Below are 25,755 nucleotides of genomic sequence, written 5' to 3'. Positions count from 1 at the left end.
ATAAGGATCCGTACGAACTTTATCCAAGGAGTTTTGTAGGGATCCTACAGTGGGGGTTTCGGCGTTGTTACGTTAGGGCCCGCCAGGTAACGGCGCTCTCCGAAAGCCTGCCGAGAATCAGCCCCACCTGCAAGGTGAAGGCCGATCTGCCTTCCGTCGGCTGGTATCCGGTCAGCTCGGTGATCTTCTTGAGCCGGTAGCGGACGGTGTTGGGGTGGACGAACAGCAGCCGGGCCGTGGCCTCCAGCGAGGTGCCCTGCTCCAGGTACGTGGCCAGCGTATCGAGAAGCGGCGTGCCGGCGAGCGGCAGGAACACGTTCTCGATGAGCTGCTCCCTGGCGTCGTCGTCGCCGTCGAGCGCCCGTTCGGCGAGCAGGTCCTCGGCGTGCACCGGGCGGGGCGCGTCGGGCCAGCCGGACGACGCCTTCAGCCCGGCCAGCGCCGCCTTGGCCGATCTGGCGGCGGCGTGCAGGTCGGGCACCTCCGGGCCGATGACGATCGGGCCCTCCCCGAAGCGGGCCACGACCTGCTTGGCCGCGGCGTCCACGCTGTTGGCGCCGCCCACGATCACGATCAGCCGGTCGGCCTGCACTCCGGCGAGCAGGTCCATGCCGATGCGGCGGCCCTTCTCGCGCAGCCCGTCGATCACCGCGCGCGGGTCGTCCTCGGGGGCGCGGCCCGCGATCACGACGACGGGGGAGGAGGTCCAGCCCAGCGCGGCGGCCCAGGAGTGCAGCCCGTCGTCGACCTCGCCGCGCACCAGCGCGTCGACGATCAGCGCCTCCAGCCGGGCGTCCCACGCGCCCCTGGCCTCGGCCTCGCGGGCGTAGACGTGGGCGGCGGCGAAGGCCACGTCGCGGGTGTAGCGGAGCATGGCCTGTTCGAGCTGGTCCTCGCCGCCCGGCGCGGCCAGTTCGTCGGTCTGCGCCTCGACCACCTCCACGACGATCCTGACGATGTCGACGGTCTGCTGGAGCGAGATCGACCGCTTCAGCTCGCGTGGCGCGGTGCCGAAGAACTCGATGCTGGGCGTGGGCCGGTTCTCGCCCGCGTGCTGGAACCACTCCACGAACGCGGCGATGCCGGCCTGCGCCACCAGGCCCACCCAGGAGCGGTCCTCGGCGCTGAGGGCGCGGAACCACGACAGCTGATCGTCCATGCGCGCCATGGCCGCGGTGCCGAGCGAGCCCATGGCCCGCTCCAGCCTGCGCGTGGTGTCCTCCCGGGTCCGGTCTGTCACGTCTCCTAGAGTGCCAGGTCGGATCAGATGACCGCGACCGCGGTGATGAGCCCGATGGCCACGTGGGTGACGGCGAGCAGCCGGGCGCCCGGCTGCAGCTCGGGCTCCTTGACCAGGTCGCGTACCGAGATGCCGACCAGCTTGTCGAAGATGAGCATGGCCACGGTCTGCACCACGATGCCCACCAGCCCGAAGACGGCGGTCCCGGCCAGGCCCTCGGTGAGCCGGCCGCCCGACGACCAGATGGAGGCCGCGACGATCAGGCCCACCGCGGCCAGCGCCGAGGTGGCCAGCAGCGTGGCGTTGGGGTTGCGCTCGGTGCGGATGACCGAGCTCAGCTTGCCGGGCGTGGCGAGGTCGATCACGTAGAAGCCGACGATCAGCAGCACGACGCCCACGGCGGCGTAGGCGGCGATGGCGCCCGCGCCGCGGGCGAGGGTCTCCAGCAGGGTCATGGGTGCTCGATTCGGTGAGGTACGAAGGAAGAGGTGTCGTCGGTGATCAGGCCTGTAGTCTCCCTGATACCCAATCCGGCGGCCTCGTCGGCGATCACCCAGGCGCCGAGCACCGGCCGCTCGCCTTCGAAGTCGGGCAGGGCGTCGAACCCCTGGAAGACGTAGCCCTCCTGACCGTAGGAGCCGGGCGTCTCCTGGGTGCCGTCCGGCGTGACGATGCGCATCGACGCGCCCTCCCTGCCCAGGAGCGGCTTGGCGATGTAGGAGTCCAGGTCGCGGGGGCCGTCGAGGTAGGCGGGCAGCAGATTGGGATGGCCCGGATAGAGATCCCACAGGACGGCCAGCAGCGCCTTGTTCGACAGCAGCGTCTTCCACAGCGGCTCGATCCAGGTCGCGTGCCGTACGGCGTGCCGTCCGAACGGGTCGGCCAGCATCCACTCCCACGGGTAGAGCTTGAACGCCGAGCGGATCATCCGCTCCTCGACGTCGACGAAGCGGCGGTTGAGCTCGTCCCAGCCGATGTCCTCCATGGCGACGGCGACCGTGCTCAGCCCGGCCTGCTCGGCGGTCTCCTGGAGGTAGGCCAGGGTCATCGCCTCCTCGCCGGTCTCGTCCATGTTCGTCCAGGCGAAGTGGATCGGCCCCGTGGGCAGGGTCAGCTCGCGCCAGCGGTCGATGAGCCGTTCGTGGATGGAGTTCCACTGGTCGCCGTCGGGATGGACGTCCTTGAGCCAGAACCACTGCGCCACCGACGACTCGACGAGCGAGGTGGGCGTGTCGGCGTTGTACTCCAGCAGCTTGGCCGGGCCCGTGCCGTCGTAGCGCAGGTCGAAGCGGGCGTACAGGTGCGGATCGCGCCGTTCCCAGGAGCGCGCCACGTCCCCCTCCGCCCAGGAGGGGATGGCGAAGTCGGCGTAGCGCCCGGTCGAGACGACGTGCTCCACGGCGCGCAGGCACATCCCGTGCAGCTCCTCGACCTGCTCCTCCAGCTCCTCCACCTCCTCCAGGGAGAAGACGTAGTGGATGGACTCGTCCCAGTAGGGCCGGGTGAGTCCTTCCGGGTGGGCGGCTCGGTGGTAGGCCAGGCCCTGGCTCTCGATCGTCTTCTCCCAGCCGTCCCTGGGAGTGCCGTGTTCGCGCCGCACCGTCAGCCGCCGCCGCTCCAGTGGCTGCCGAAGCCGCCACGCTGGATGGAGCGGCCGTTGCGGCTGGAGATGTTCACGTCGGAGGGGCGGTAGCTGGTGCCGGCGCGCACGCGCGTGCCGGTCCTGGTGCCGCCGTAGTACCAGTGGTACGCGCCGCGCGAACCCCCGTAGAAGTGGGTCGAGCCGTTGTCGTCATCGTCGCAGAGGGACTCGTCGACGATCTCGTACGAGCCGTCGCTCAGCTGGTTGTTCATGTCGACGCAGTCGGCGGTCACGTCGTCGTCGTTCTGGGCCGAGCAGTAGCCCACCAAGAGGACGGACACGACGCCGAGGACGGACAGGGTGATCACCTTCGACGCCTTCGACCGCTTGGGGGCCTCCGGCGGGGGAGGCGGCACGGGCGGCGAGTATCCCATCAAGCTCCTGCTTTCATTGGCCGAACAGCCTATAGGCGCAGCTCTCGCGGGTTCAATGTCTACAAGGGACAGCTTGTATTTGGCTTGGGTACGTATCTACGCATGACACCGGTCGAGGCGCTGCGCGAGATCGCCTTCCTGCTCGAACGGGCCGGCGAGCCCACCTACCGCGTACGCGCCTTCCGCAACGCCGCCGCCGTCGTCTCCGACCTGCCCCACGACGAGCTGGTACGGCTGGCCCGGGTGGGCGGCCTGACCGAGCTGCCGGGCATCGGCAAGGTCACCGCACTGGCGATCACCGAGGCGCTGGACGGCGAGGTGCCCACGTACCTGCGCCGGATGCGCGCCACCGAGGGCGCCGACCTCGACGACGAGACCGCCTCGCTCAGGGCGGCGCTCAAGGGCGACCTGCACAGCCACTCGGACTGGTCCGACGGCGGCTCGCCGATCGAGGAGATGGCCGAGGCGGCCAAGGCGCTCGGCCACGAGTACTGGGCGCTGACCGACCATTCGCCCCGCCTGACCGTGGCCGGCGGACTGTCGGCCGAGCGGCTCAGGAAGCAGCTCGACCAGGTGGAACGGCTCAACGAGCGGCTCGCGCCGTTCAGGATCCTGACCGGCGTCGAGGTCGACATCAACCTCGACGGCACGCTCGACCAGGAGCCCGAGCTGCTGGAGCGGCTCGACGTCGTGGTGGCCAGCGTGCACTCCAAGCTGCGGATGAGCGGCCATGAGATGACCCGGCGGATGGTGACGGCGATCGCGAACCCGCACGTGGACGTGCTCGGCCACTGCACGGGACGGGTCGTGCAGGCGGGCGGCCGGCGGGGGCGGGTCCGGCCGGAGTCGGACTTCGACGCCGAGCTGGTCTTCGAGGCGTGCCGGCGGTTCGGGGTCGCGGTCGAGATCAACTCGCGGCCCGACCGGCTCGACCCGCCGAAACGGCTGCTGCGGCTGGCCTACGAGATGGGCTGCGACTTCGCGATCGACTCCGACGCGCACGCGCCCGGCCAGCTCGACTGGCAGCGCCACGGCTGCGAGCGCGCCGCCCGGTGCGGCATCGAGGCGGCGCGGATCGTCAACACCTGGCCGCTCGCCGATCTGCTGGCGCGTCAGGCCTGAATTCTGTCGGCGCGTCACGCTTGAATCGGGATCGCCTGCCTGGTAGGGGCTTTGGGGGCGCGATTGTCGGTGGCGCGGCGTAACGTCACGGGTGTGAACCGTACCGACCGGCTGTACGCGCTCGTCGAGGACCTGCGCGCGATCTCGCCACGCTGCCGTTCCGCCCGGGAGCTCGCCAAGCGGTTCGAGGTCAGTGCGCGCACGATCGAGCGCGACATCACCGCGCTGCAGGAGTCAGGGGTGCCGATCTACGCCGAGCCGGGGCGCAAGGGCGGCTACGCGATCGACAAGAAGATGTCGCTGCCCCCGCTCAACTTCACCCCCGCCGAGGCGGTCGCCATCGCGGTGGCGCTGAGCCGGGCGGGCGACCAGCCCTTCGGCAGGCAGGCGCGCAGCGCGCTGCGCAAGGTGGTCGCGGCCATGCCGGGGCCGGAGGGCGAGCTGGCCAGGGAGCTGGCGCGACGGGTGCAGATGGTCGCCGAGCCCCCCGAGCCGGGTGCCGAGATCCAGCCGCTGGGCGGCGAGGGCATCTCCCGGGCGATCGAGGAGGCCCTGCTGCGCCGCCGCGTGCTCAGGCTCGACTATGCCGACGCGAAGGGCGCGCTGACCTCGCGCGACGTCGAGCCGGGGGTGTTCCTGGGCGGTCGCGGTGGTTTCTGGTATCTCGTGGCGTGGTGCCGCCTGCGCGATGACGTGCGGGTCTTCCGGCTCGACCGGATCGCCGCGGCCTCGGTCACCGCCGAGCGCTGCCCCGACCGGCCGCTCGAAGGGTTCGCCCCCGATGTTCCGGAGATGATCGTGCACGGCACGATGCTCGATTAATCAATCGAAAACACCGACATAGGGTTGTCGCCTGGCCGTTAGATCGTTGTCTTGTTCGAGAAACAAGGGAGACGACTATGGACAACACGGTTACCTGGTTCGAGGTCGCGACCGACGACCCCGAAGGTGCCCAGCAGTTTTACGGCGGCTTGTTCGGTTGGACGTTCGCTGCTTCCGAGGGCGGCCCGATCGACTACCGGATGATCGGCTATCCCGGTGGTGAGCAGCCCGGTGGTGGCCTCTACAACACCAAGGGCGAGGTCCCCGGCCACGCGATCTTCCACGTGCAGGTGGCCGACGTGGAGCAGAAGTGCCTTGAGACCGAGTCGCTCGGCGGCAAGGTCGTCACGAAGGTCATCGACGACGGCGCGGGCACCGACTTCGCCTACCTTCAGGACAGCTCGGGCAACCTCTTCGGGATCTTCCACCGCAGGTGACCCGGCCGAGCGTGCACCCAGGAAGGCACCTTCCCCGCTGACCGGGCACGCGCGCGAGCCGCTCAGGCGAGCGGTCACCCGCCCTGGACCCGCTGCCGACCGCCGAATGGCGGCGTGTCCAGGGCCTCACCGTGTCATAGCGAGGCGGCCGTCAGCCAGCGGTCCAGGAGGGCGCGGTCGCCGTGGACGGTCAGCCCGTCGGGGGAGCGCCTGCCGTACAACATGAGCAGCAGGTCGCTCACCGGGGCTTGGACGGCGACGTCGCCCTTCGCGTGGCCCCGCGCCCAGGTGATCCGGCCCGCCGGGCCCTGGGTGAGGGTCCATTCGCCGTCGGCGTCGCCGGCGTGGAGGTGGATCGTGGCCCCCTCCGCGCCGAGCTCCGCCAGCCGCTTGGTGACCCAGGAGGCGTGCGGCAGGGAGTCCAGCAACTCCTCGATCCCGTCGATCGCGACCGGCGCGGCGACGACGGGCGCCAGGCCGGCCGCGAGCTCGGCGTCACAGCGGTGGACGACCAGCTCGAACAGCATCCGCCGGGCCCACCAGCCCGCGCGCCGGTCGCCGCCCCAGGTCCAGACCGGCGTGTCCGGGTCCGTCGCGCGCAGCGTGGCGACCAGCTCCCGCGCGCCCGCCACCAGCCAGGCGGGATCGCCGCGCTCTCCCTCGGCCAGGCCGTTGGGCACCTGACGGGGCCAGATCGGCTCCTGCCGCCGCGTCTCCACGATGTGCACCACCCACCGGTGCAGGGAGCCGACGTGCGTGATCAGGTCCGCCAGGGTCCAGCCGGGGCAGGGCGGCACCGGAGTAGCGGGATCGGCGCCGCTGGTCAGCTCGGCCAGCCGGGCGGTCTCGCTCTCCACCTGCGGGCGATAGTCCGTCACACGACCGAGCCTAGGTCAGACCGCCTTGCAGGAGGCGCCCTTCTCGGGCACCTTTCCGGCCAGCAGGTAGGAGTCGACGAACCGCTTGACGCACTTGTTGCCCGACAGGTACGAGCCGTGCCCCTCGCCCTCGTACGTGACCAGCGTGGCCGTCTTGAGCTGCGCGGTCAGCTTGGGCGCCCACTCGTACGGCGTGGCCGGGTCGCCCTTGCCGCCCACCACCACGATCGGCCCCGAGCCCGTCGCGTCGACGTGCCTGGCCTCGTCGCTGCCCTTGACCGGCCAGACGCTGCACAGCCCGCCCGCGCCCTCGCTGCCGAACAGCGGCGACAGCTTCACGGCCGCGTCCTCGGTGCGCCGCAGCGTGGCCTCGTCGGGCCGTTCGGCGGTGTCGGCGCAGGTGATCGCCGGGAAGCTGGTCATCTGCGTGGAGTACGCGCCGTTCGGCGACCTGCCGCTGTAGGAGTCGGCCAGGTAGAGCAGCGCCTGCCCCTGGCCCTTGAGCGCCGCGCCGAGCGCGTTGCCCAGGAACGGCCAGGCGAACTGCGAGTAGAGGGCGGCGGCGACGCCGGTGGAGGCCAGACCCTGGGTGAGGTCCCGATCGCCGACCTTGATCGGCTTGGCGGCGAGCCGGTTCATCAGCTGATCGACGTTCGCGCTGGCCGTCGCCACGTCGTTGCCGACCTCACAGCTGCCGCCCTTGACGCAGTCCTTCAGGAAGCTCTCGTACGCCTGCTGGAAGCCGCGGGTCTGGGCCAGCGTGCGCTGCTCGAAGGTGACCGTGGGGTCGAGCGGGGCGTCGAGCACCGTACGGCCGACCTTCTTGGGGAACTCGGTGGCGTAGACCCCGCCGAGCTGCGTGCCGTACGACATGCCGAAGTAGTTGAGCTTCGCGTCGCCCACCGCGGCGCGCAGCCGGTCCATGTCGCGGGCGGTGTTGACCGTGCCGACGTACGGCAGGATCTTGCCGGAGTTCTTCTCGCAGAGGTCGGCGAACTTCTTGTTGGCCGCGTCGCCCTCCTCGCGGGTCTGCTCGGTGTCGGGCAGCGTGTCGAGGGCCATGAACTCATCCATTTCCTTGCCATCGCCGCACCGCACCCCCGAGCTCCGCTCGACGCCGCGCGGGTCGAAGCTGACCAGGTCATAGCGGGTACGCAGGCTGGTGAGCGACTTGGCGGCCTGGTCGAGCGTGTCGACGCCGGAGCCGCCCGGACCGCCGAAGTTGAACACCAGTGAGCCCAGCCGCTTGCTCTGGTCGGTGGCGGGGAGCTTGATGAGCGCGATCTCGATCTTGTCGCCATCGGGTTCGGCGTAGTCGAGGGGCACGGCCAGTTTCCCGCAACGCACGGAGGTGTCCTGCCTGGCCGGCTTCTGTCCGTTGGGCCGCTTGATGTCCGTGCACGGCCCCCAGGCGATCTGCTGGGCGGCGCCGACATCCCCGTCGACGGCCGGTTTCGCCGGTGCGCTCATGCAGGCGGCCGCCGTTGTGGCAAGCGTGACAGCGGCTAGGACGCGTCGCATTTCCATCTCCCCCTCGGACTCTCAGGGGGAAGTTTTCCCCACAATACGCGAGTCCGTACCAACGGAGCGAGGTGGCACGTAACCCCTCCCCAGCGTGTCGGCCCGAAAGAGCGACGCCCTCGCGGAAGATCTTCCGCGAGGGCGTCGTCGTCCGTCGTGGCGTGCTCAGACGCCCATCGACTGGGTGTCGTTGCTCTCCGCGCCACCGGCCTCGGTCACGCCGTTCTTGAGGTGGTAGCGGGCGATCGCCTCGCGCAGCACCTCGCCGTCGAGCTCGCCACGCTTGACCAGGCTGGTCAGCACGGCCAGCGTGATCGAGGCGGCGTCGACGTGGAAGTGGCGGCGCAGTGCGGACCGGGTGTCGGACAGGCCGAACCCGTCGGTGCCCAGCGAGGACCAGTCACCCGGCACCCACTGCGCGATCTGGTCCTGCACGGCCTTCATGTAGTCGCTGACGCCCACGAACGGGCCGCTGGCCTGCGAGAGGGCCTGGGTGACGTACGGGACGCGCGGCTCGGCGTCCGGGTTGAGCAGGTTGTGCTCCTCGCACTCCAGGGCGTCGCGGCGCAGCTCGGTCCAGGAGGTCGCCGACCACACGTCGGCCGACACGCCCCATTCCTCGGCCAGCAGCCGCTGGGCCTCGACGGCCCACGGCCCCGCAACGCCCGACGACAGGATGTTGGCCTTCGGCCCCTGCGTCTGAGGCGCCTCGGCGAACCGGTAGAGGCCCTTGAGCAGGCCCTGCACGTCGAGGTCCGCGGGCTGCGGAGGCTGCGTGTAGGGCTCGTTGTAGATCGTCAGATAGTAGAAGACGTTCTCCTGCTCCTCGCCGTACATCCGGCGCAGGCCGTCCTTGACGATGTGCGCGACCTCGAAGGCCCACGACGGGTCGTAGGAGACCGCGGCCGGGTTCGTCGAGGCGATCAGCGGGGTGTGGCCGTCCTCGTGCTGCAGGCCCTCGCCGTTGAGCGTGGTGCGGCCGGCCGTCGCGCCGAGCAGGAAGCCGCGGCCCATCTGGTCGGCCATCTGCCACATCTGGTCGCCGGTGCGCTGCCAGCCGAACATCGAGTAGAAGATGTAGATCGGGATCATGTGCTCGCCGTGCGTGGCGTAGGCCGTGCCCGCCGCGATCGCCGAGGCCATCGAGCCCGACTCGGTGATGCCCTCGTGCAGGATCTGGCCCTGGGTGTGCTCCTTGTACGACAGCAGCAGCTCCCGGTCGACGGCCTCGTACGTCTGGCCGTGCGGAGAGTAGATCTTCGCCGTCGGGAACATCGCGTCGAGGCCGAACGTACGGGCCTCGTCGGGGATGATCGGCACGAACCGGTGGCCGATCTCCTTGTCGCGCATCAGGTCCTTCAGCAGGCGGACGAAGGCCATCGTGGTGGCCACCTGCTGCTTGCCCGATCCCTTGCCGAACTGCTCGTAGACGTTGTCAGCGGGCAGCTTGACCGGCTTGGCGCGCGTGACGCGCTTGGGCAGCATGCCGCCCATGGCCGCGCGCCGCTCCTTCATGTACTCGATCTCGGGGTCGTTGTCGCCCGGGTGGAAGTACGGGGGCAGCTCGCCTTCGAGCGCGGAGTCGGGGATCGGCAGGTAGAGCCGGTCGCGGAACTCCTTCAGCTCGGCCTTGGTGAGCTTCTTCATCTGGTGGGTGGCGTTGCGCGCCTCGAAGTCCTTGCCGAGCGTCCAGCCCTTGATGGTCTGGGCCAGGATCACCGTCGGCTGGCCGACGTGCTCGCGGGCCGCCTTGAACGCCGCGTAGACCTTGCGGTAGTCGTGGCCGCCGCGCGACAGCTTGCGGATGTCGTCGTCGGACAGGTGCTCGACCATCTTGCGCAGGCGCGGGTCGCCGCCGAAGAAGTTGTCGCGGATGTAGCCGCCGGACTCCACGGAGTAGGTCTGGAACTGGCCGTCGGGCGTGGTGTTCATCTGGTTGACCAGCACGCCGTCGACGTCGGCCGCCAGCAGCGGGTCCCAGTCGCGGCCCCAGACGACCTTGATGACGTTCCAGCCGGCGCCGCGGAAGTAGGACTCCAGCTCCTGGATGATCTTGCCGTTGCCGCGTACCGGGCCGTCGAGCCGCTGCAGGTTGCAGTTGATGACGAACGTGAGGTTGTCGAGCTCCTCGCGGGCCGCCAGGCCGATCGCGCCGAGCGACTCGGGCTCGTCCATCTCGCCGTCGCCCAGGAACGCCCACACGTGGCTGCGGCTGGTGTCCTTGAGCTGGCGGTTGAGCAGGTAGCGGTTGAACCGCGCCTGGTAGATCGCCCCGATCGGCCCCAGGCCCATCGAGACGGTCGGGAACTCCCAGAAATCGGGCATGAGCCGCGGGTGCGGGTAGGAGGGCAGGCCGTGGAAGCCGTGCGACAGCTCCTGCCGGAACGCGTCGAGCTGCGCCTCGTTGAGGCGGCCCTCCAGGTAGGCGCGGGCGTAGATGCCCGGCGCGGCGTGGCCCTGGAAGAAGACCTGGTCGCCCGACTCGCCGTGGTCCTTGCCGCGGAAGAAGTGGTTGAAGCCCACCTCGTACAGGGACGCGGCCGAGGCGTAGGTGGCTATGTGGCCGCCGACATTGGTGCGCGCGTTGGCGCGGGACACCATGATCGCGGCGTTCCAGCGGATGTAGGCGCGGATCCGCCGCTCGACGTGCTCGTCGCCGGGGAACCAGGGCTCGCGCTCCGGCGGGATCGTGTTGATGTAGTCGGTGCTGCGCAGGCCCGGCACGCCGACCTGGTGCTCACGAGCCCGCTCCAGCATGCGGAGCATGAGGTAGCGGGCCCTGCTGCGGCCCTCCGTCTTGACCACATTGTCGAGGGACTCGAGCCACTCGTTGGTCTCACTGGGGTCGACATCAGGTAGTTGGCTGGGTAGGCCATCGCTGATGATCGAAAATCGCTGGCGTCCGGAAGCCACTGGGTCTCGCCTTCCGAGGATGACTGATGTCTGGTCTGGGTCGCCTTCCATCCTGGTCGCTTGCCGTAGAAAGTGCATCTCTACTGGCGGGTAACCAGGGTGTCCCTGCTGGCAGGGTCACGATTGGTGGCCTAGACCACCGATGGTAGGACGAATCCCGGGCCAAGGTTACAGGGGGCGGCCAATTTAACAAGTACGGAAAAGCTACGAAATTTCACCATGCGGGTCCTGAGAGTGTCCCCGGAGGGGGATGGCGTCACTCGCGCGGGCGCGATCGGGCGGGGGCGCGAGGACGCACTGTAACGGTTCGGTCATGATTCTCCCTCCGCCTTCAGAGGGAGGCGGATATGCCTCTTTCCGTACGGGCGTCCGCGTACGAGTCTGGAGGTATGAACGCGACGATAGGCGATCGGCTTCTGGTGCACGGCAACACCGTCGGTGAGCGGGACCGCAACGGGGTCATCATCGAGGTCAAGGGATCCGACGGCGGGCCCCCGTACATTGTGCGGTTCGACGATGGGCACACGGGCCTGGTGTTTCCCGGCCCCGATGCGGTCGTCGTACCTAAGTAGGATTCGTGTGTGAGATCTCAGATCATCTCCGTGGCCACGGGCTCGCGGGAGACGGTGCACGACATCACCTCGGAATGCGCGGACTTCGTGCGGGCTCTGGGGGAAGACGGGCTGCTGCACGTCTTCGTCCCGCACGCGACCGCCGGGGTGGCACTGATCGAACTGGGGTCGGGCAGCGATGACGATCTCGTCGCCGCCCTGCGCGACCTGCTACCGGCCGACGACAGGTGGCGTCATGCCCACGGGTCGCCAGGTCATGGCAGGTCACACGTCATGCCCGCGCTCATCCCGCCGTACGCGACCATCCCCGTGCTCGGCGGGCGGCTGGCGCTGGGCACCTGGCAGTCCATCGCACTCGTCGACCTCAACGTCGACAACCCGCAACGCCAGGTACGCCTGTCGTTTTTGTCGGATTGATTCAGGCTGTCTGCGGCCGTACCCGTGGCGACCGTTGACGACTAAGGGTCACAGCGTGTGGACTGTCCCGAAGCGATAAACCGCATATGCGGGGCCACTCAAGCAGGAGGGATAAACGTGAGCGCGACCGCGGGTCAGGCGCAAAGTGAGCGCGGCCTGGCCGAACGGCTCGGCCTCAAGCCGGGTCAGGTGGTGCAGGAGATCGGTTGGGACGAGGACGTCGACGACGAGCTTCGCGACTCCATCGAGGACCTGACCGGTAACGAGTTGCTGGATGAGGAGACCGATGACGTCGTCGACGTGGTGCTGCTGTGGTGGCGCGACGGCGACGGGGACCTCTTCGACGTCCTCACCAACGCCATGCGAGCTCTCGCCGAAGCCGGCCAGATCTGGCTGCTGACTCCCAAGGCCGGGCGCGACGGCCATGTGGAGCCGAGCGACATCGGGGAGGATGCCGCTACCGCGGGTCTCTCGCAGACCAGCAGCATCTCCGCCGCGCCTGATTGGTCCGGGACCAGACTGGTCTCGCCGAAGGGCCGACGCTAGGGAGCCTGAGCGCCTGCCATGCGGCAGGATGGCGTGTGTGAACGAACGTCCTGCCGAGGTCGGCGCCCTTGCTCCAGACTTCGAACTGCAGGACCAGCACGGCACTCCGGTGAAGCTGTCAGACTTCCGGGGGAGGAAGGTCGTGCTGGTCTTCTATCCGCTTGCCTTCAGCGGCGTATGCCATCAGGAGCTGTCGGCACTGCGTTATTTCCATGCCGACGCGCAGCTTCTCACCGTCTCGGTCGACTCCATGTTCACGCATCGTGCCTGGTCGGATCGGGAGGGTTACGAATTTCCGCTGCTCTCCGATTTCTGGCCACATGGACAGGTCGCGCGGGCGTACGGTGTGTTCGATGACGAGAAGGGGATTTCTCGTCGGGGGACCTTCATCATCGACGGCGCGGGCGTGATCCGGTGGTCGGTGGTCAATCCGGCCGGCCAAGCGCGTGACGTGGCCGACTACATCAAGGCACTCGCCGACATTTCTTAACGGAGGAAACGATGCCCTGCTACCGCTGCGGGGCCCGGCAGACGGACCCCGTCCGTGGCGCCAGCCCGTGGAAGCGGGGGGTTCGCCGTGAGACCCAGGTGCTCATCTGCCCGGACTGTCAACGGCTGCACGACCTCGACCTCGAGGCCTGCGCCACCTGCGGGTCCACGACGCTGATCTGCCGTCTGGGCGAGGTGGAGTGCAGAGCCTGCGGATCCGTACGGCAGGCACGCGCGGACGCGTTCGTGGGGTCGGAGGCGATGGCGGGTTCGGGCGCTCCGCCCGGACTGTCGGCCGAGGTCGAGGCGGCGCTGAACCGGGTGCTCGGCCGGGCCTGACCCGGGGTGATCGTCGCAGCTTTCCGGACATTTGCTGAGCTGCGCTATCGTCTGCTGCGTGTCTGCAATGAGTTCGTTCGTGGTGGCGCTCGACGTCGGTGGCACGTCCATGAAGGGCGGCCTGGTCAGCGAGTCCGGCGCGGTACTCCTGAGCGAGCGTTGCCCCACCCCACGCACCGAGGGCCCGGAAGCCGTCGTGGCCGCCATCCGGGAGTTCATCAGCCACCTGGCCGCCTCCGGCGACGGCATCCCGGCAGGCGTCGGCCTGGCCGTGCCGGGGCTGGTGTCCGAGGACACGGCCGTCTACGCGGCGAACCTCGGCTGGCGTGACATACCGGCCTCCGACTTCACCTCCCTCGACGTGCCGGTCATGCTCGGTCACGACGTACGCACCGGCGGTCTGGCGGAAAGCGTCCTCGGCGCCGGCCGTGGCGTGCCCGACTTCCTCTTCCTGCCCATCGGCACGGGCATCGCCGGCGCCATGATCGTCCACGGTCAGCCGTACGGCGGCTCCTCCGGCTGGGGCGGCGAGATCGGCCACATCCCGGTCTTCCCGGACGGCGAGCAGTGCGCGTGCGGCCAGCTCGGCTGCCTGGAGACGTACGCGTCGGCGGCCTCGGTCGGCAGACGCTACAGCCTCCGCTCCGGCATCGAGGACGTCCGCGCCGAACAGGTCGTCTCCTCGGACGACCCCCTGGCCGTGGAGGTGTGGGACGAGGCGGTAGAGGCCCTCTCGCTGGCCCTGGCCACGTACACGCTGCTCCTGGACCCGTCCATGATCGTCCTGGGCGGCGGCCTGGCCGAGGCGGGCCCCGCCCTCTTCGACCCCGTCCGCACCCGCCTCGTCAAACGCCTCACCTTCCGCGACGCCCCACCCCTCCTTCCCGCCGCCCTGGGCGTCGACGCCGGCATGCTGGGCGCGGCCTTGCTGGGGTGGCGAGCGGCGGGGCGGGAGGACCTGGGGCCCGGGTGGGTGATGGATGTGCGATCGGAGCCGTTGGTGTCGTAAGGTGTAGTGCCGATCAGGGGCGGTTAGCTCAGCGGTAGAGCACTCGCCTTACAAGCGAGGGGTCACTGGTTCGATACCAGTACCGCCCACCTGCAAGAAAGCCCCGTTTCCCAACCTGCGGAAACGGGGCTCGTGCCATTAACGTGCCATTAGCCGACACCGGTGATCTTGGTCAGTCCCCTCTCGCCTTGACGGGCAGAGCTTCTGTGATCTTGCTGTTCATGGCATCAGCGATCTTGGAGTCTGCCTCCGCCGTGCTGTGCTGGTAGATCAACGCGGCCCTTACGGAGTCATGTCCCATGCGCTGCATGAGGTCCTTGAGGCTCGCGCCGGAGCTGGCGGCGATCGTGTTGCCGGTGTGTCGGAGATCGTGAAAGCGGAGGCCCGGAAAGCCGATTTTCTTGGTGCTAACGTCCCACTTGGCCGCGCGCCGGAAATTGCTGCGGCGAAGGATGCCGCCTCGTGCGCCAGTGAAGATCAGCGCGTCGAGCTCTGGCTCGGTGAACCGGTCGAGGTGTTCGCCGAGTGCCGGGATGATCGCTTCCGGGATAGCAACCGTACGGACTCCTGCGCGGGACTTCGGAGGGCCGACCAGAAGTTCGCCCGTGTCGAGTTCGACGTGTTGTTGCCGAACGCTGATGGTCCGGGCGGCGAGGTCCAGATCCATCCGCCGGAGGGCCGCCACTTCCCCCCAGCGCAGGCTGGCGAAGGTGGCGAGGAGGACCAGGGCGCGCAGCCGTTCAGGCATCTGGCCGGCCAGCTCGAACACCTTCGTCACGGTGAGCACCGGCCGCTCTTCCGGCTTCTCCTCGCCCGCGCCTCGAATGCGGCACGGGTTGCGCGGGATGATCTGATCGTCTGCCGCCGTCATGAGAACGGCCCGTAGGAAGCGGTACGCCTTGGCCACCTCGGACGGGCCGACGCCACTGCCGAGTAGCAGGACCCGCCACTCACGGATCGCAGCCGTGTCCACCTTGCCGATGGGCACGCCGCCGAGGTGGGGGTGGATGTAGCGCTTGAGCAGTCCCTTGTAGATCTCGACGGTTCGAGGTCGGAGGTTCGTCCGTTCCGTGATCCACTTGGCCGCGTAGTCGCCAAGTTTGACCTTGGCGCGCTGCGGGTCGGTCCAATCGCCCGTGATCAGCTTGGCCTCGATCAGCGAGAGTGACTTCTCTGCGTCGCGCTCGCGGGCATAGGTGGTCTCGCCCATGCGGATCTGGCCGTCGGGGCCCGGATAGCGGATCTGGAATCTGCCGGACGGGAGTTGGCGGATGCTTCCGAAGCGCCGCTTACCTGGCTTGTTCGGCATCAGACCGCCCTCCCGAGATCAGTTGCCGAAAGGTCTTGGCTGTTCGCTCTGGCTTCCAGTTCGCGGAGGTGGGCTCGCCAGCGTTGGCGTTCGTGGACGGATCTGAGGAGCCGGACGGCCAGTGGTGGCACGTTGGCGTCTCCGGCCGGGACGGGTCTCCAGACGTAGCGGTGTGGGTCGGTGGGCTCGTCGGCCTGGCCGAGGGCTTCGAGGACCCAGGTACGGCGGTCCTGCTTATGCTCGGCGAGGGTCTTGTTGCTCCACTTGCGGGAGACGAGGACGCGGCGCCCGGCGTAGCCGAGGTATTCGGGCTTGTGGGCCTTGCTGCGGCAGCGGCCGGGGAGCATGCCGGGTTTGGCGCTCTTGGGCTGGATGCCGTAGCGCAGCCAGTTCGGGCAGGTGGGTGAACAGGGCTCGAAGCGGAGGGCATCGAGCATGCGGGCCGCGTGCTGTTGCTGGGCCTGGCCGCCGTCGAGGGAGTCGCCGATGGACTTGGTCAGGTACTTGGACAGGTAGCGGATGCACTGGTCGGCATCCGGGGTACCGGCGAGCACGCCTTGCACGTCGACCTGTTCGCCGAAGCGGATGACGTGGAGCGGGTCGGCGTCCTCATCGAGAGCGTCGAGAGCTTCGTCCCAGGTGGGCAGGACTTCGCCGGTGGCCGGGTTCAGGTAGCCGGTGCCGTCCTGCCAGACGGGCCGATGATCGCCGTCGAAGACGACTTCGTCGGCTTGGGGCCACCAGACCTGGTGGTAGGTGGCGGCGGCTATCTGCTTGATCTCGGCGCGGGGCAGGGTGCCGCGGATGGCCATGTGCAGGTGCGGTGCGAGCCGCTTTTGAGGCTCCACGGACGCGAAGTACTGCACGTCATAGCCCGCGACGCGGCGCAGGTTCTGCACGAAGCGATCGACGAGCTTGGAGAAGTGCAGCGCGTCTCGGGCGGCGCGCCGGTAGTCGTAGGTGTCCGGATCTATGGGTGCGCCGTCGCGAACTTTGCCGTACGAGGGCAAGGTGAGCGTGACGAACAGGGACGGCCGGTAGGTCTTGCCGTCGGTGCCTTGGAAGGTGCGTCCAAGGGTGGTGTTGGTCATCTTGCGCTTGGGCAGGTCGGGCGCGTCCTGCCGCCTCTTGGTTGAGCGGGAGCGTTTTGTGGTGGTACGGCCGAGGACGTTGCCGCGCATGCCTGCGGCGTTGATCTCCTCATCCAGGCCGGTGATGATCGCGTCGAGTTCGGTGGTGTCGTCGCCGGCCTTTTCGGCGGCGTCACGCTGTGCTTGGTAGTCGGCGCGGAACTCGATGAGCCAGCGCTGTTCCTCGTTCGGCTCGTCGGGTGTGATGGCGGGTTCGGCGTCGAGATGCCATCCCTCACGGCACTGGGCCTTACGCAACTGCCTGTTGCGCTTGGCGCACGGCGGGCACTTGCTATCGAGAGTGGCCCCGCAGGGGACGTCGATGATCTCGGACTTGCCGGTGACAATGTCGAGCCGCTTGAGCGGGATGGGACGGATACAGACGCCGTGGAGCTTGGCGACCTCTTCGAGCACGTCGCGGGCCATCGGCATGGCCTGTCGGACGGCCCGGGGGAGTGCGCGGTCGTGCGCATGGGTCATGCGTTCCTCCCTTCGTCGGGGTCGGTGACGATGAGCGCGGCCTGGCCACACTCGGCGCACTCGACCAGGGCACGGACCGGGTCGAGCCGGAGAACGTTCAGGGTGAGGCAGGTGGCGCAGCGAAGGCCGTCGAGGAAGTGAGCGAGCGTCATGCGGCCTGCCCGTAGTAGGCGACCATGGCGCGGATGTCGGCGTCGGAGACGTACGCGGCGCGGACTCGGATCGGTTCAGGTGAGGTCTCTAGACGCATGTACGCGACGCCAGCGCCCAGCTCTGGAACCGGTGAGATGTGATCAGCGAGCGCGCCACGATCGCGTGCGCCGTCGCCGAGGACCATGTCCACCTGTTCGGACTCGTCCAGCCTGAGGGCGATCTTGTCGGGAAACAGGTTGCGGATGTTCATGACCTCCTTACGCGGGTCCTGAAGGGCGGCCATGACGCCGACACCGACCGAGCGGCCTTGGGTGGCGAGCGTGGCAAGGGCGGCGGAGATGCGCTGCCGAAGCTGCCTATCGGGCTGGTAGGCGGTCAGGAACGCGACTTCGTCGACGAGCACCAGGACGAACGGGTCCTCGATCGTCGGAACGTGGGAGCGCTGGAGGCCGGCGAAGCGGGTCGCGCGCTTTTGCATGACGCTGACCGCCTCGTCGAGCAGGTCGGCGCAATCGGTCGGATCGGCGGCGTACCGGCCCTGGAACAACTCCCGTCCGAACGAAAGCTCCATGAGCTTCGGATCCAGCGCCCATACCTGGGCCAGGCCCGCCCGCATGGCGGGGAGTAGCCCGCGGACGGTGTCCCACAGGAACGAGCCCTTGCCAGCGCCGGTCGCGCCCGCGATCAGGATGTGTGTGCCGTGCACCTTGAGCCGTAGCGGTCGGCCGTCCTCCTGCTTACCGATCTCGACTGGTCCCACGGTCGGCTCGTCCGGGATGGGAAGGGCTGGCATGGGTGAGGCGAGTGGATCGCTGCGCGGGAAGGTGAGCAGCAATCGGCCACCCTTGACGAGCGCGACACGACAGGAGGTAGCGCCGAAGCCCTGGGCGAGGTTGTCGATGCGATCGGACCAGTCCTTGACCGCCTGACCATCGAGCATTCGGACCGTGATGCGGTCGGCCCAGCCATCGCAGGTGAGGCGCATCAGACGGGGCATGTAGACGCGTCCGTTGACGCGCTTGGCCAGACCGGAGACGTCCATGACGCCGTGCCAGTGTCGGCGGTAGACCCACATCAGCCGCCACCAGGCCAGCAGCCGGAAGCCGACGATACGGGAGAAGGAGCCGCGATCGATGTAGGACCAGGAGGCCAGGGCCAAGACGATGGTCCCCAGGAGGGACGCGGCCAGAGGCCACCCGAAGTGGTAGCCGATGGCAACGAGAGCGATGGGTACGGCGACCGCTACGGGGTGCCGCCAGGTGGTACGGACGAGGGCGGCGAGGAAGCGCCAGCCGTAGATGAGCAGGGTGACGAGGGCCGGTGTTTTGATCACGGCCGGTCTGAAGACGACGGCCGTATCGGGCGTGGTGGAGACGAGGTTGCGCGCCTCGTCGCCAGGCAGCCGCTTGAACATAAGCTGGAAACCTCTCGTGATGTGCAGTCAGGGGAGAACCGAGGGGCCGCCGGAAGTTGCCGCTTCCAGCGGCCCCGCTTTGTGTGTCAGGCCGCCGTGTCGGTGGCGTCCTCGGCCGGCTCTTCGGCGTGCAGCAGCTCGCAGTCGGCCAGGTAGCGAGCGGCGGCGTTGAAGATCTCGCGGGCGATGCTGAGATCGGAGTCGGTGACCGGCCCGGACCCGGTGGTGGAGATGTGGACGTTGGCCTCGTGGGAGGCGAACTCCAGGTACGGCCGCGGATTGCTGATCAGCAGTCCGGCGCGGATCTGGAGGCGCGGTGTGTGGAAGGAGATGCCGACGTGCGGGTCTGAGTCGGGTCGCATGGACAAGGTGACGTAGGTGTAGGGCCGGTGCTCGCTCACGCCGCCACTCCCTGACCGTCGGGCAGGCCGTAGAAGCTGCGCTCCACGGAGCGGGCGAAGCGGTGGGCCTCGCGGGCGAGCTGGCGCGCGAACTCCAGGTCTTCCGCCGTCACGGGTCCGCTCGTGGTGACCAGGACGGAGGTGGCGCCGAAGTCGAGCGCCAGGACGGGCTCACGGCGGGTGAACGGGTGGGTGAGCGTGCGGGCGGCGTTTCCGGTGGTCAGCCGGATCACACTGTTACGCGGGGTACGGCGACGGGTCATCAGGCGGCGTCCTTTCCGGCCTTGGCCTGGACGGGCTGGGCGGTCTGTCGGGGAGCGTGCATGTCGCGGACCTTGATGGAGTAGGCGAGGCGACCGTTGCCGTTGACGTACGGCGTGACCGAGACGGCGTCGAACTCGACGGGGGTGAACGGCAGCCCCGGCATCGGGGACGGCGGCACCGGCTGGACCGGCGCGAGGATCTTGACCGCCACCGTCTTCTGGGCGGGCTTGAGGGTCGGGTCACCGTCCATGACCGCGACCTGCCAGACCAGCTCTGCGGTCTGCTTGTCGCGGGCCTGCACGAACCGGCCGTTGGCGGAGGCGTCGAAGTCCTTGACGGGCTCGACCTCGCCGACGATGTAGCAGCCGTGCGGGAAGACCATGGCGAAGGTGACGGGGATGGGGCCTTGCAGAGCCATAACTGCTCCTCACTTGGATGACAGGCACTCGACCTATCAAATAACTCGACGATAACTCTCCGTAGCTTGCTAGGTCAAGTTACTAGGCGAAGGTGACGGCGGTATCACTCATGCGATAGACAGTCGCCCAGGCCAATGGCTCGACATTTAGGGAGGATCTCGTGCGAATCCTGGGGGGCTGCTTAGCTGTAGTCGTGATGGCCGCACTGGTCGGCCTGTTCCTGCTGTACAAGATGCCGATGTGGCGCGATGATGCCCGGTTCGACGACTTCCGTGGCCGAGTGCTGGCCCATCCGCTACCGCCCGAGACGCACAGGCAGAAGGACGGTGTCGCCACCTTTGGCAAGATCTCTGGAGGTAACGGCGATTACTGTGAGTACCGGGTCCGATTGGAGCTTCGAACGGGCTTGCCGCTGAAGGAGCTCTACGCCTACTACGACAAGGCCGCAATCGCCGGAGTAACCGACGACGAGGCAGGCGAGGCACAGGTGTCCCTGCACGTGAGTGAAGACACCGGAGATAGCAGAACCGTCACCGTGGAGTTCGGCGACATCAGCTACAGCGACTGGGACCTTCGCTGCACATAAACGGCAGCGCGATCACCCAATCGGGTAGGCGTCTTCCAGTTCGTGCCGGTCAGCAGGCAGCAGAAGCTCCACGACGGCCAAAGGCCGGCCAGCGGCGTCCCGTACCGCGCCGAAGACGGCCAGAAGTGGCTGGTTCTTCGGCATGGCAAGTTGCTTGATCTCGTCGGCAGAGGGCATACGAGCGGTGATCTGCTCCATGATGTGATCGAAACGCACACCTTTGCGCGCCTGGAGATGCTCGCGGAAGCCCTGCCCCAACGGCTCGCCGCTGGTCAGATCCGTCCCCTCGGACAGTTCCAAGGGCAGCCAGAGCGAGACCAGCTCAGTCGGCTCGCCCTCGCTCATGATCAATCGCCGCCGAACGAACGCCTTACTCTTGGGCCGCACGTCCAGCAGCACGCCGACCCGATTCGGCACAGTGACCGCCCCGACTTCGACGACCTCGCCCGCGGAGTCCGTCTCCGGCTTGGTCAGGTACGCCCGTCCCGGACGCTTCTGCTCAACAGAGGCCATCGCCGGACGGCCGCGCACGAAGCGGCCCTTACCCTGCTGAGACTCGATCCAGCCCTGCTCACGCAGCACGCGCAGGGCGGCGACCACGGTGGGACGGGAGACGCTGAACTCTTGGATGAGCTGGTTCTCGCTGGGGAGCATCGTGCCCGGTGGGTAGTCTCCCGCCTCGATGCGCCTCTGAAGAGTGTGCACAAGCTGCGCATACTTAGGCGGCACGGACTCTAGCGACATCTTGACCGTCCAACAGCCGACAGGTTGTTTTACCAAGTTTGAGCGTAACCGGATCGTCGCCGGCTGTCCACGTAGTTGCTGACAGCGGGAGCCGAACGCGAGAAGTCCGGCAGGCAGTGCAGTGACCGGGCTGGGAAGGTTGCCACGGGGGCTGCCACGGCATCTGCCTGCCGGGGGAGGCGCGACGAGACAGGGCCACGGCCCCCACCCCCTTCCGGAAGGGACCACGCCCGCCTCGCCGCGCCCGTCATCACCTGGCGATGTACTCCGCCAGGACGTTCGCCGCACCCTCCACATCACTGGTCGGGTGCCGCCTCTCGGCGTTCTGCCACGAGTAGTAGGCCCCGCCGTACCCGACGAACACCCACACCGGCATCCCCGGCTCGGGCTTGTGCACCATGAGCGCGCTGTTGTTGTCCCGCAGCTCGGCGTTGACGCCGAGGTTCGTGAGCTGGTCACGCAGCCGGACGAGCATGTCGCCCTCTTCCTGACCCTGCAAGAAGCCGGTCACCGCTGCTTGAATGATCGAGTTCATCTTTCGCTCCCTTCGGCCCGGCCGTCTCCGAGGCAGTCGAGACACTCCCGCTCCTCACTCGCGATTCGATCGCTGTCGTCGTCGCCGATGAGGAGCGCACGGCGCGAGTCGCGCAGCTTGATCCCGCGTCCCCGGCAAGCAGGGCAGGGCGACGTCTTGCTTGTCTCGTCTGGCCGGATCACCGTCGCCATCTCCTCGTTCATTCGGCGTTCCCTGTGGCGGGAGGCCGCGTGACGTACCGTGGTTGATTGATGACAAGTCCACCGGCAACCGCGTCTGAGCAGGACCCCTGAACGGCCCCCTTGTTTCCCCTTTCGAGCCCCCAGCCGGGAGGAAGACCCGAAGATGCCCGATTACATCCCGAACGTTCGCCTTCGCGCCTGGCGCAACCAGGAGCAGCTCAACCGCGCGCAGATGGCCGAAAAGATCAATTCCACGCCCATCGGTGTCGCTCAAACGCTGGCCTGTGATGAGGAGCGGATCCGGCGCTGGGAAGCAGGCGAAGTCAGGTGGCCGCGCACCGAATACCGGCTGGCCCTGACTCAACTGACCGGGAAGGCGCCGGAAGAGCTCGGGTTCCTCCAGGGGAGGCAGAACGAGAGCCGCCTCATCGAAGCCCAGGTCATGCCCATCGACGCCCTACGAGCGGAAGCCGACCTGTACGGGACGATGCAGCTTGCCCAGCAACTCCAAGCCTCTGATGTCGGCATGGGCACCTTGGAGGCTCTCGCCGAAGCCGTCGATCTGCTGTGCCGCGCCTATCCGGTGGTGCCCGCCGGCACCCTGCGCGATCGCACACAGAAGCGCTTGGCCCAGATCAATCACCTGCTTGCTGGGCGTCTCACCCTCAACCAGCACCGTGAACTGCTTGTGATCACTGGTTGGCTCACTGCCCTGCTGGGATGCGTTCATTACGACTTGGGGGAGCGAGAGGAAGCCGAAACCGCCCGTCGCACAGCCTTCGAAATGGGCCGCCAGGTAGGGCACGGAGAACTCATGGGCTGGGCGCACGAGATGTCAGCGTGGTTCGCCCTCGTCGAAGGTCGCTACGAAGACGTCGTTACCGCCGCCCGTATGGGCCAGGCTTTAGCCGGGACCAGCAGTGCCATGGTTCAACTCACCCTCCAAGAAGCCCGCGGTCTGGCCCGGATCGGTGACCGTCGCGAAGCCGACCGCGCCCTGACCCGCGGAGCTGAGGTGCTCGGCAGCCTGCCCATACCCGACCACCCGGACCACCACTTTGTGTTCGACCACGCTAAGTGGATCTTCTACGCTGCCACCTGCTACACGTGGCTCGCTGACGACGACCGAGCCGAAGAACACGCCCGCGAAACCATCCAGATGCACACCCGCCCCGATGGCACCTCCAACGCCCCTATGCGCGTTGCCGACGCGCATATCGACCTCGGCATAATTCACGCTCGACGCGGGGATCTAGATGCAGCAGTTGAGCAAGGCGTGGCAGCGTTCGAAATCGACCGTCGATCCCTCGCAGACCTTGTCAACCGCGCTGGAGATCTTGACCGCGTACTACGGCAGCGCTATCGGCGCGAAGGGCTAGCCGAAGAATTTCACGAGAGGTTTGTAATAGCCAGGAAAGCCCTCAGTAATCGCCGTCCAGAACTACTGGATTAGAGCTTGGTGAAATTGGCCGAGAAGAGTGATTCGGGTGTCCAGCCAGGTCCTCCTGCCGATCCATACTGTACATTGCCTGCTGTTGTTTTTTTAGACGAGAAACTCTCAATATTAGATGCCCGACTCGCCAAGCTTACGCAACATGCTTCCAAGATCGACGGCCTCACGGCTCCGCAGAGGGCGTCGCTTGAGTTGATTCCAGCATCGAGCAGCCTGGCTAAGAGCATTAGGCACCTCATAAAAGCAGGCTATCTGCTCTCTGCTCTGGTCCTCTTTAGGCCCCTCATGGAAAGAGTTGCAACCCTTTCGTATCTGATTGAGAATGCCGATGCCGTCAGCCTCTGGGAAGCGGGCTGGCCGCACGGACAACGCCCTAGCTTGCGGGCACGTTTGGAAACGTTGATACCGGGGGCTGGCGAAGCGTTCCTCTCGGGCACAGCTGCTGCTGTCACCAAATACAACAGCTTCGTTCATGGAGATCCCGCTGCCGTACAGCAAAGCCTAATACAAGTCTCTGACTCCAGGATCGTTTACACCTCGGACAAAGACTACTCCACTCCAGGCAGGGCAAATAGCATAGCTCTAGAAACAGCGATCGCGGTCGTCTTCTTGGTGGTGAAAACTGATCAGCTGTTTCCTTAGTAGTTTGATTTGCTGTAGCATGGTTGGCTCCCTGGCTTCTGACGGCCCAGCCTCTTACTTCTGATCGTTGATATTCGAAGCGATTTCGGTCTGTCCTGCCGCCATGCCTCCATCTTCGCAGCTTCCTGCGGAGGGTGTGTCGAAGTCGGCCTTGCGGTCTGGTCTCCTTTCTATGGCTTCGCCTCTAAATTTGTCCACCAATTCTGTCATGATGTATGCGTCTAGTGCTTCACGTACGGCGAAGTTTATTCCGACAACTGCGGTCCCTAGTGGAATTACTATGAAGAGGATCGAGTTGTATGCGCCTGGTGTAGTACCAAATAGACTGCTACTTGCGGTGCCGTAGCTGAGAAGAAAGAGCGAAACAAGTACGCCAAATGCACCCCCGGCTGCGCGAAGTAGTGATCGATAGAAAAACGATTGATAGGCGACTGGATCGCTGGCTAGTCTTTGCGCTTGCTTGTTGTGTTCATTTTCGAGCGCCTTTGCCTTTTCCGCCTTTCTAGAGCCTCGTCTGATAAATCGCTGCTGTATTCTGGGCGTTATGAGGTTTGTCACAATGCCTAGCGGAATTGCTAATGCTACGCCAAGCCAAAATCCGGCATCCATGCCTAGGTGCCCTCCTGCTGATTCCGCTTGTTAGCTGTTGACTTACACCTGGCAGTCTGCCGAATTGTGCTCATAGTTATCAAGCGGCGGCGCGGCGCGCCGCCGTACCCCGGCCCTCCGCCCGCCCGCCGTCCGGGCGTGCGGCCTGGGGGCCGGTCCCGGACGGCGGCGGGACACCGGGCCGGGCACCGCACGCCGGCCCCGCCGTACCAAGCGAACGCACCGACCGGGGTTGCCCCGCCGCCGCGCAGATGCAGCCCTACGATCGCCACTGCATGGCTAGTCGCCGCACATGGTCGGGGGCGATCGAAGGTCCAGAGCTTCGTTCCTCAGCCCTGGCCCACCGAGCCATCTGGTTGATCATTGTGTCGGCATTCCGGCCGCAGAAGCCCTCCTGCCCATGGTCGACGTCCGCCAAGGGCCAGAGGGCTTCGGCTAGCGACAGCCGTTACGAGGGTCACGTGGGCATCGGCACGTATGTCTTCGGGCCCCTGCTCATCTCCTTGTCCAGGCGAACGCCGCTTTCCAACTCGATCACTGCAAGACACGTGCCCAGCACCGATACCTCGGGGTTGCCCGACCAAGTCTCGGGGTCGCCCGACCAGGTGTCGTATACGGCAGCGAACTTGTCCGCGTAGGGCGCCAGCGGCCCGATCTGTTCGGTCCAGGGAATGAAGGGCAACCAATCAGGTTCGGGAAATTGAAGCTGCCCGTCGCTCTCTCCGTAGGAGGCATACAGGGTGGTGTTGCCCTCGATGTCGTCACTTAGATACCAGTGCCGGAATCCTGCACCGCCGAGTCGATCCGTCATCTCCTTGCCATCGGGATATGGGTTGTTCGACCATGTGACGACACCCGAGCCGACTTGTTGAAGTCCGAGGTCGTTGGGCTCGACCTCTCTCGCAGCGCGCACGATGGCGGCATCCACCCCGAGCCGGCGCACCGCGTCTTCGACCGTCATCACGCCATGGTCAGGAAGCGTCACCGTGCACGCCATGTCTTCCCACGGCATCCGGCGAACCAGCTCGGCGTAACGCTTAGCGACCTCACTGAACACAGGACACAACCAGCTTTCTCGAATGGATCGACGCCGACAATCTAGAGCACGAGGTC

General features: G+C 67.1%; 30 protein-coding genes and 1 tRNA gene. 13 read left to right on the top strand and 18 right to left on the bottom strand.

Annotated elements, in window-relative coordinates; genetic code table 11:
- Positions 1 to 67: 67 nt before the first annotated feature.
- From AB0B91_RS04665 to AB0B91_RS04650, 4 genes are all read right to left on the bottom strand, one after another.
- The gene (locus tag AB0B91_RS04665; protein WP_358315734.1) at positions 68 to 1,192 is read right to left on the bottom strand and encodes a helix-turn-helix domain-containing protein; all 1,125 of its coding nucleotides are present in this window, start codon (positions 1,190 to 1,192) and stop codon (positions 68 to 70) included.
- Between the two features lie 71 nt (positions 1,193 to 1,263).
- A complete protein-coding gene (locus AB0B91_RS04660) occupies positions 1,264 to 1,695 on the bottom strand; it encodes a DUF350 domain-containing protein (protein ID WP_214635711.1) in 432 nt (143 codons plus the stop codon).
- Positions 1,692 to 2,840, bottom strand: coding sequence for a glutathionylspermidine synthase family protein (locus AB0B91_RS04655; protein ID WP_358315510.1), 1,149 nt, complete (start codon positions 2,838 to 2,840; stop codon positions 1,692 to 1,694). Before AB0B91_RS04655 ends, AB0B91_RS04660 begins: the two co-directional genes overlap by 4 nt.
- Before the next feature lie 2 nt (positions 2,841 to 2,842).
- Positions 2,843 to 3,256: a hypothetical protein gene (locus AB0B91_RS04650; protein ID WP_358315507.1), complete on the bottom strand. Its 414-nt coding sequence runs from the start codon at positions 3,254 to 3,256 to the stop codon at positions 2,843 to 2,845.
- Between the two features lie 102 nt (positions 3,257 to 3,358).
- On the opposite strand from AB0B91_RS04650, the gene AB0B91_RS04645 reads away from it, so the two are divergent.
- The 3 genes from AB0B91_RS04645 (at position 3,359) to AB0B91_RS04635 (ending at position 5,637) form a co-directional block, all read left to right on the top strand.
- Positions 3,359 to 4,378, top strand: coding sequence for a PHP domain-containing protein (locus AB0B91_RS04645; protein ID WP_358315504.1), 1,020 nt, complete (start codon positions 3,359 to 3,361; stop codon positions 4,376 to 4,378).
- Between the two features lie 93 nt (positions 4,379 to 4,471).
- Complete coding sequence (locus AB0B91_RS04640) at positions 4,472 to 5,200, top strand: YafY family protein (protein WP_358315501.1); 729 nt, start codon at positions 4,472 to 4,474, stop codon at positions 5,198 to 5,200.
- A gap of 77 nt (positions 5,201 to 5,277) precedes the next feature.
- Positions 5,278 to 5,637 carry a VOC family protein gene (locus AB0B91_RS04635; RefSeq protein WP_358315498.1) on the top strand — a complete coding sequence of 120 codons (360 nt, stop codon included), beginning with the start codon at positions 5,278 to 5,280 and terminating at the stop codon, positions 5,635 to 5,637.
- 134 nt (positions 5,638 to 5,771) lie between these two features.
- On the opposite strand, the gene AB0B91_RS04630 is transcribed toward AB0B91_RS04635, so the two are convergent.
- The 3 genes from AB0B91_RS04630 to aceE form a co-directional block, all read right to left on the bottom strand.
- Entirely contained in the window at positions 5,772 to 6,515 is a 744-nt protein-coding gene (locus tag AB0B91_RS04630) for a maleylpyruvate isomerase family mycothiol-dependent enzyme (protein ID WP_358315494.1), read from the bottom strand.
- Positions 6,516 to 6,530: 15 nt separating this feature from the next.
- The gene (locus tag AB0B91_RS04625; protein WP_358315491.1) at positions 6,531 to 8,036 is read right to left on the bottom strand and encodes an alpha/beta hydrolase; all 1,506 of its coding nucleotides are present in this window, start codon (positions 8,034 to 8,036) and stop codon (positions 6,531 to 6,533) included.
- Positions 8,037 to 8,201: 165 nt separating this feature from the next.
- Positions 8,202 to 11,000 carry a pyruvate dehydrogenase (acetyl-transferring), homodimeric type gene (gene aceE / locus AB0B91_RS04620; protein ID WP_358315488.1) on the bottom strand — a complete coding sequence of 933 codons (2,799 nt, stop codon included), beginning with the start codon at positions 10,998 to 11,000 and terminating at the stop codon, positions 8,202 to 8,204.
- 338 nt (positions 11,001 to 11,338) lie between these two features.
- Between aceE and AB0B91_RS04615 the strand changes: the two genes are divergently transcribed.
- The 7 genes from AB0B91_RS04615 to AB0B91_RS04585 all read left to right on the top strand — a co-directional run bounded on the left by AB0B91_RS04615 (position 11,339) and on the right by AB0B91_RS04585 (position 14,410).
- The gene (locus AB0B91_RS04615) at positions 11,339 to 11,521 is read left to right on the top strand and encodes a DUF1918 domain-containing protein (protein ID WP_358315485.1); all 183 of its coding nucleotides are present in this window, start codon (positions 11,339 to 11,341) and stop codon (positions 11,519 to 11,521) included.
- 9 nt (positions 11,522 to 11,530) lie between these two features.
- Positions 11,531 to 11,938, top strand: coding sequence for a secondary thiamine-phosphate synthase enzyme YjbQ (locus tag AB0B91_RS04610; protein ID WP_358023094.1), 408 nt, complete (start codon positions 11,531 to 11,533; stop codon positions 11,936 to 11,938).
- 117 nt (positions 11,939 to 12,055) lie between these two features.
- A complete protein-coding gene (locus tag AB0B91_RS04605) occupies positions 12,056 to 12,484 on the top strand; it encodes a DUF3052 domain-containing protein (protein ID WP_214635722.1) in 429 nt (142 codons plus the stop codon).
- Positions 12,485 to 12,521: 37 nt separating this feature from the next.
- A complete protein-coding gene (locus tag AB0B91_RS04600; RefSeq protein ID WP_358315481.1) occupies positions 12,522 to 12,974 on the top strand; it encodes a peroxiredoxin in 453 nt (150 codons plus the stop codon).
- 11 nt (positions 12,975 to 12,985) lie between these two features.
- A complete protein-coding gene (locus tag AB0B91_RS04595; protein ID WP_358315478.1) occupies positions 12,986 to 13,312 on the top strand; it encodes a hypothetical protein in 327 nt (108 codons plus the stop codon).
- 67 nt (positions 13,313 to 13,379) lie between these two features.
- Positions 13,380 to 14,321, top strand: a complete 942-nt coding sequence (locus tag AB0B91_RS04590) for an ROK family protein (protein ID WP_358315732.1) — start codon at positions 13,380 to 13,382, stop codon at positions 14,319 to 14,321.
- Positions 14,322 to 14,338: 17 nt separating this feature from the next.
- A tRNA-Val gene (locus tag AB0B91_RS04585) sits at positions 14,339 to 14,410 on the top strand.
- Positions 14,411 to 14,493: 83 nt separating this feature from the next.
- Here the strand turns inward: AB0B91_RS04585 and AB0B91_RS04580 are convergent.
- The 7 genes from AB0B91_RS04580 to AB0B91_RS04550 form a co-directional block, all read right to left on the bottom strand.
- A complete protein-coding gene (locus tag AB0B91_RS04580; RefSeq protein ID WP_358315475.1) occupies positions 14,494 to 15,630 on the bottom strand; it encodes a site-specific integrase in 1,137 nt (378 codons plus the stop codon).
- On the bottom strand, positions 15,630 to 17,240 hold the full coding sequence (locus AB0B91_RS04575) for a replication initiator (protein WP_358315473.1): 1,611 nt from the start codon (positions 17,238 to 17,240) through the stop codon (positions 15,630 to 15,632). The genes AB0B91_RS04580 and AB0B91_RS04575 overlap by 1 nt, the downstream gene beginning before the upstream one ends.
- The gene (locus AB0B91_RS04570; RefSeq protein WP_358315437.1) at positions 17,237 to 17,392 is read right to left on the bottom strand and encodes a hypothetical protein; all 156 of its coding nucleotides are present in this window, start codon (positions 17,390 to 17,392) and stop codon (positions 17,237 to 17,239) included. The genes AB0B91_RS04575 and AB0B91_RS04570 overlap by 4 nt, the downstream gene beginning before the upstream one ends.
- Positions 17,389 to 18,807 (bottom strand): FtsK/SpoIIIE domain-containing protein, encoded by a 1,419-nt coding sequence (locus AB0B91_RS04565; protein ID WP_358315434.1) that lies wholly within the window; start codon positions 18,805 to 18,807, stop codon positions 17,389 to 17,391. The genes AB0B91_RS04570 and AB0B91_RS04565 overlap by 4 nt, the downstream gene beginning before the upstream one ends.
- 86 nt (positions 18,808 to 18,893) lie before the next feature.
- Positions 18,894 to 19,208 carry a hypothetical protein gene (locus AB0B91_RS04560; protein ID WP_358315431.1) on the bottom strand — a complete coding sequence of 105 codons (315 nt, stop codon included), beginning with the start codon at positions 19,206 to 19,208 and terminating at the stop codon, positions 18,894 to 18,896.
- On the bottom strand, positions 19,205 to 19,471 hold the full coding sequence (locus AB0B91_RS04555; protein WP_358315428.1) for a hypothetical protein: 267 nt from the start codon (positions 19,469 to 19,471) through the stop codon (positions 19,205 to 19,207). The genes AB0B91_RS04560 and AB0B91_RS04555 overlap by 4 nt, the downstream gene beginning before the upstream one ends.
- Positions 19,471 to 19,890, bottom strand: a complete 420-nt coding sequence (locus AB0B91_RS04550; protein WP_358315425.1) for a plasmid replication, integration and excision activator — start codon at positions 19,888 to 19,890, stop codon at positions 19,471 to 19,473. The genes AB0B91_RS04555 and AB0B91_RS04550 overlap by 1 nt, the downstream gene beginning before the upstream one ends.
- Before the next feature lie 194 nt (positions 19,891 to 20,084).
- Between AB0B91_RS04550 and AB0B91_RS04545 the strand changes: the two genes are divergently transcribed.
- Positions 20,085 to 20,477 (top strand): hypothetical protein, encoded by a 393-nt coding sequence (locus AB0B91_RS04545; RefSeq protein WP_358315422.1) that lies wholly within the window; start codon positions 20,085 to 20,087, stop codon positions 20,475 to 20,477.
- Positions 20,478 to 20,489: 12 nt separating this feature from the next.
- Here AB0B91_RS04545 and AB0B91_RS04540 read toward each other — a convergent pair whose 3' ends face one another.
- Both AB0B91_RS04540 and AB0B91_RS04535 read right to left on the bottom strand, forming a co-directional pair.
- Positions 20,490 to 21,221, bottom strand: coding sequence for a GntR family transcriptional regulator (locus tag AB0B91_RS04540; RefSeq protein ID WP_358315419.1), 732 nt, complete (start codon positions 21,219 to 21,221; stop codon positions 20,490 to 20,492).
- Positions 21,222 to 21,471: 250 nt separating this feature from the next.
- Entirely contained in the window at positions 21,472 to 21,756 is a 285-nt protein-coding gene (locus tag AB0B91_RS04535) for a hypothetical protein (protein ID WP_358315410.1), read from the bottom strand.
- 345 nt (positions 21,757 to 22,101) lie between these two features.
- Between AB0B91_RS04535 and AB0B91_RS04530 the strand changes: the two genes are divergently transcribed.
- Positions 22,102 to 23,391 (top strand): hypothetical protein, encoded by a 1,290-nt coding sequence (locus AB0B91_RS04530; protein ID WP_358315408.1) that lies wholly within the window; start codon positions 22,102 to 22,104, stop codon positions 23,389 to 23,391.
- Positions 23,392 to 23,394: 3 nt separating this feature from the next.
- Positions 23,395 to 24,033 (top strand): hypothetical protein, encoded by a 639-nt coding sequence (locus tag AB0B91_RS04525; RefSeq protein WP_358315405.1) that lies wholly within the window; start codon positions 23,395 to 23,397, stop codon positions 24,031 to 24,033.
- A gap of 54 nt (positions 24,034 to 24,087) precedes the next feature.
- Here AB0B91_RS04525 and AB0B91_RS04520 read toward each other — a convergent pair whose 3' ends face one another.
- Entirely contained in the window at positions 24,088 to 24,642 is a 555-nt protein-coding gene (locus AB0B91_RS04520; protein ID WP_358315403.1) for a hypothetical protein, read from the bottom strand.
- Positions 24,643 to 25,099: 457 nt separating this feature from the next.
- The gene (locus AB0B91_RS04515) at positions 25,100 to 25,699 is read right to left on the bottom strand and encodes a hypothetical protein (protein ID WP_358315400.1); all 600 of its coding nucleotides are present in this window, start codon (positions 25,697 to 25,699) and stop codon (positions 25,100 to 25,102) included.
- Positions 25,700 to 25,755 lie beyond the last annotated feature (56 nt).

Source organism: Nonomuraea sp. NPDC049141, from assembly GCF_040648415.1.
Classification (GTDB): domain Bacteria; phylum Actinomycetota; class Actinomycetes; order Streptosporangiales; family Streptosporangiaceae; genus Nonomuraea.
This window is presented reverse-complemented; position numbering and strand designations above follow the sequence as displayed.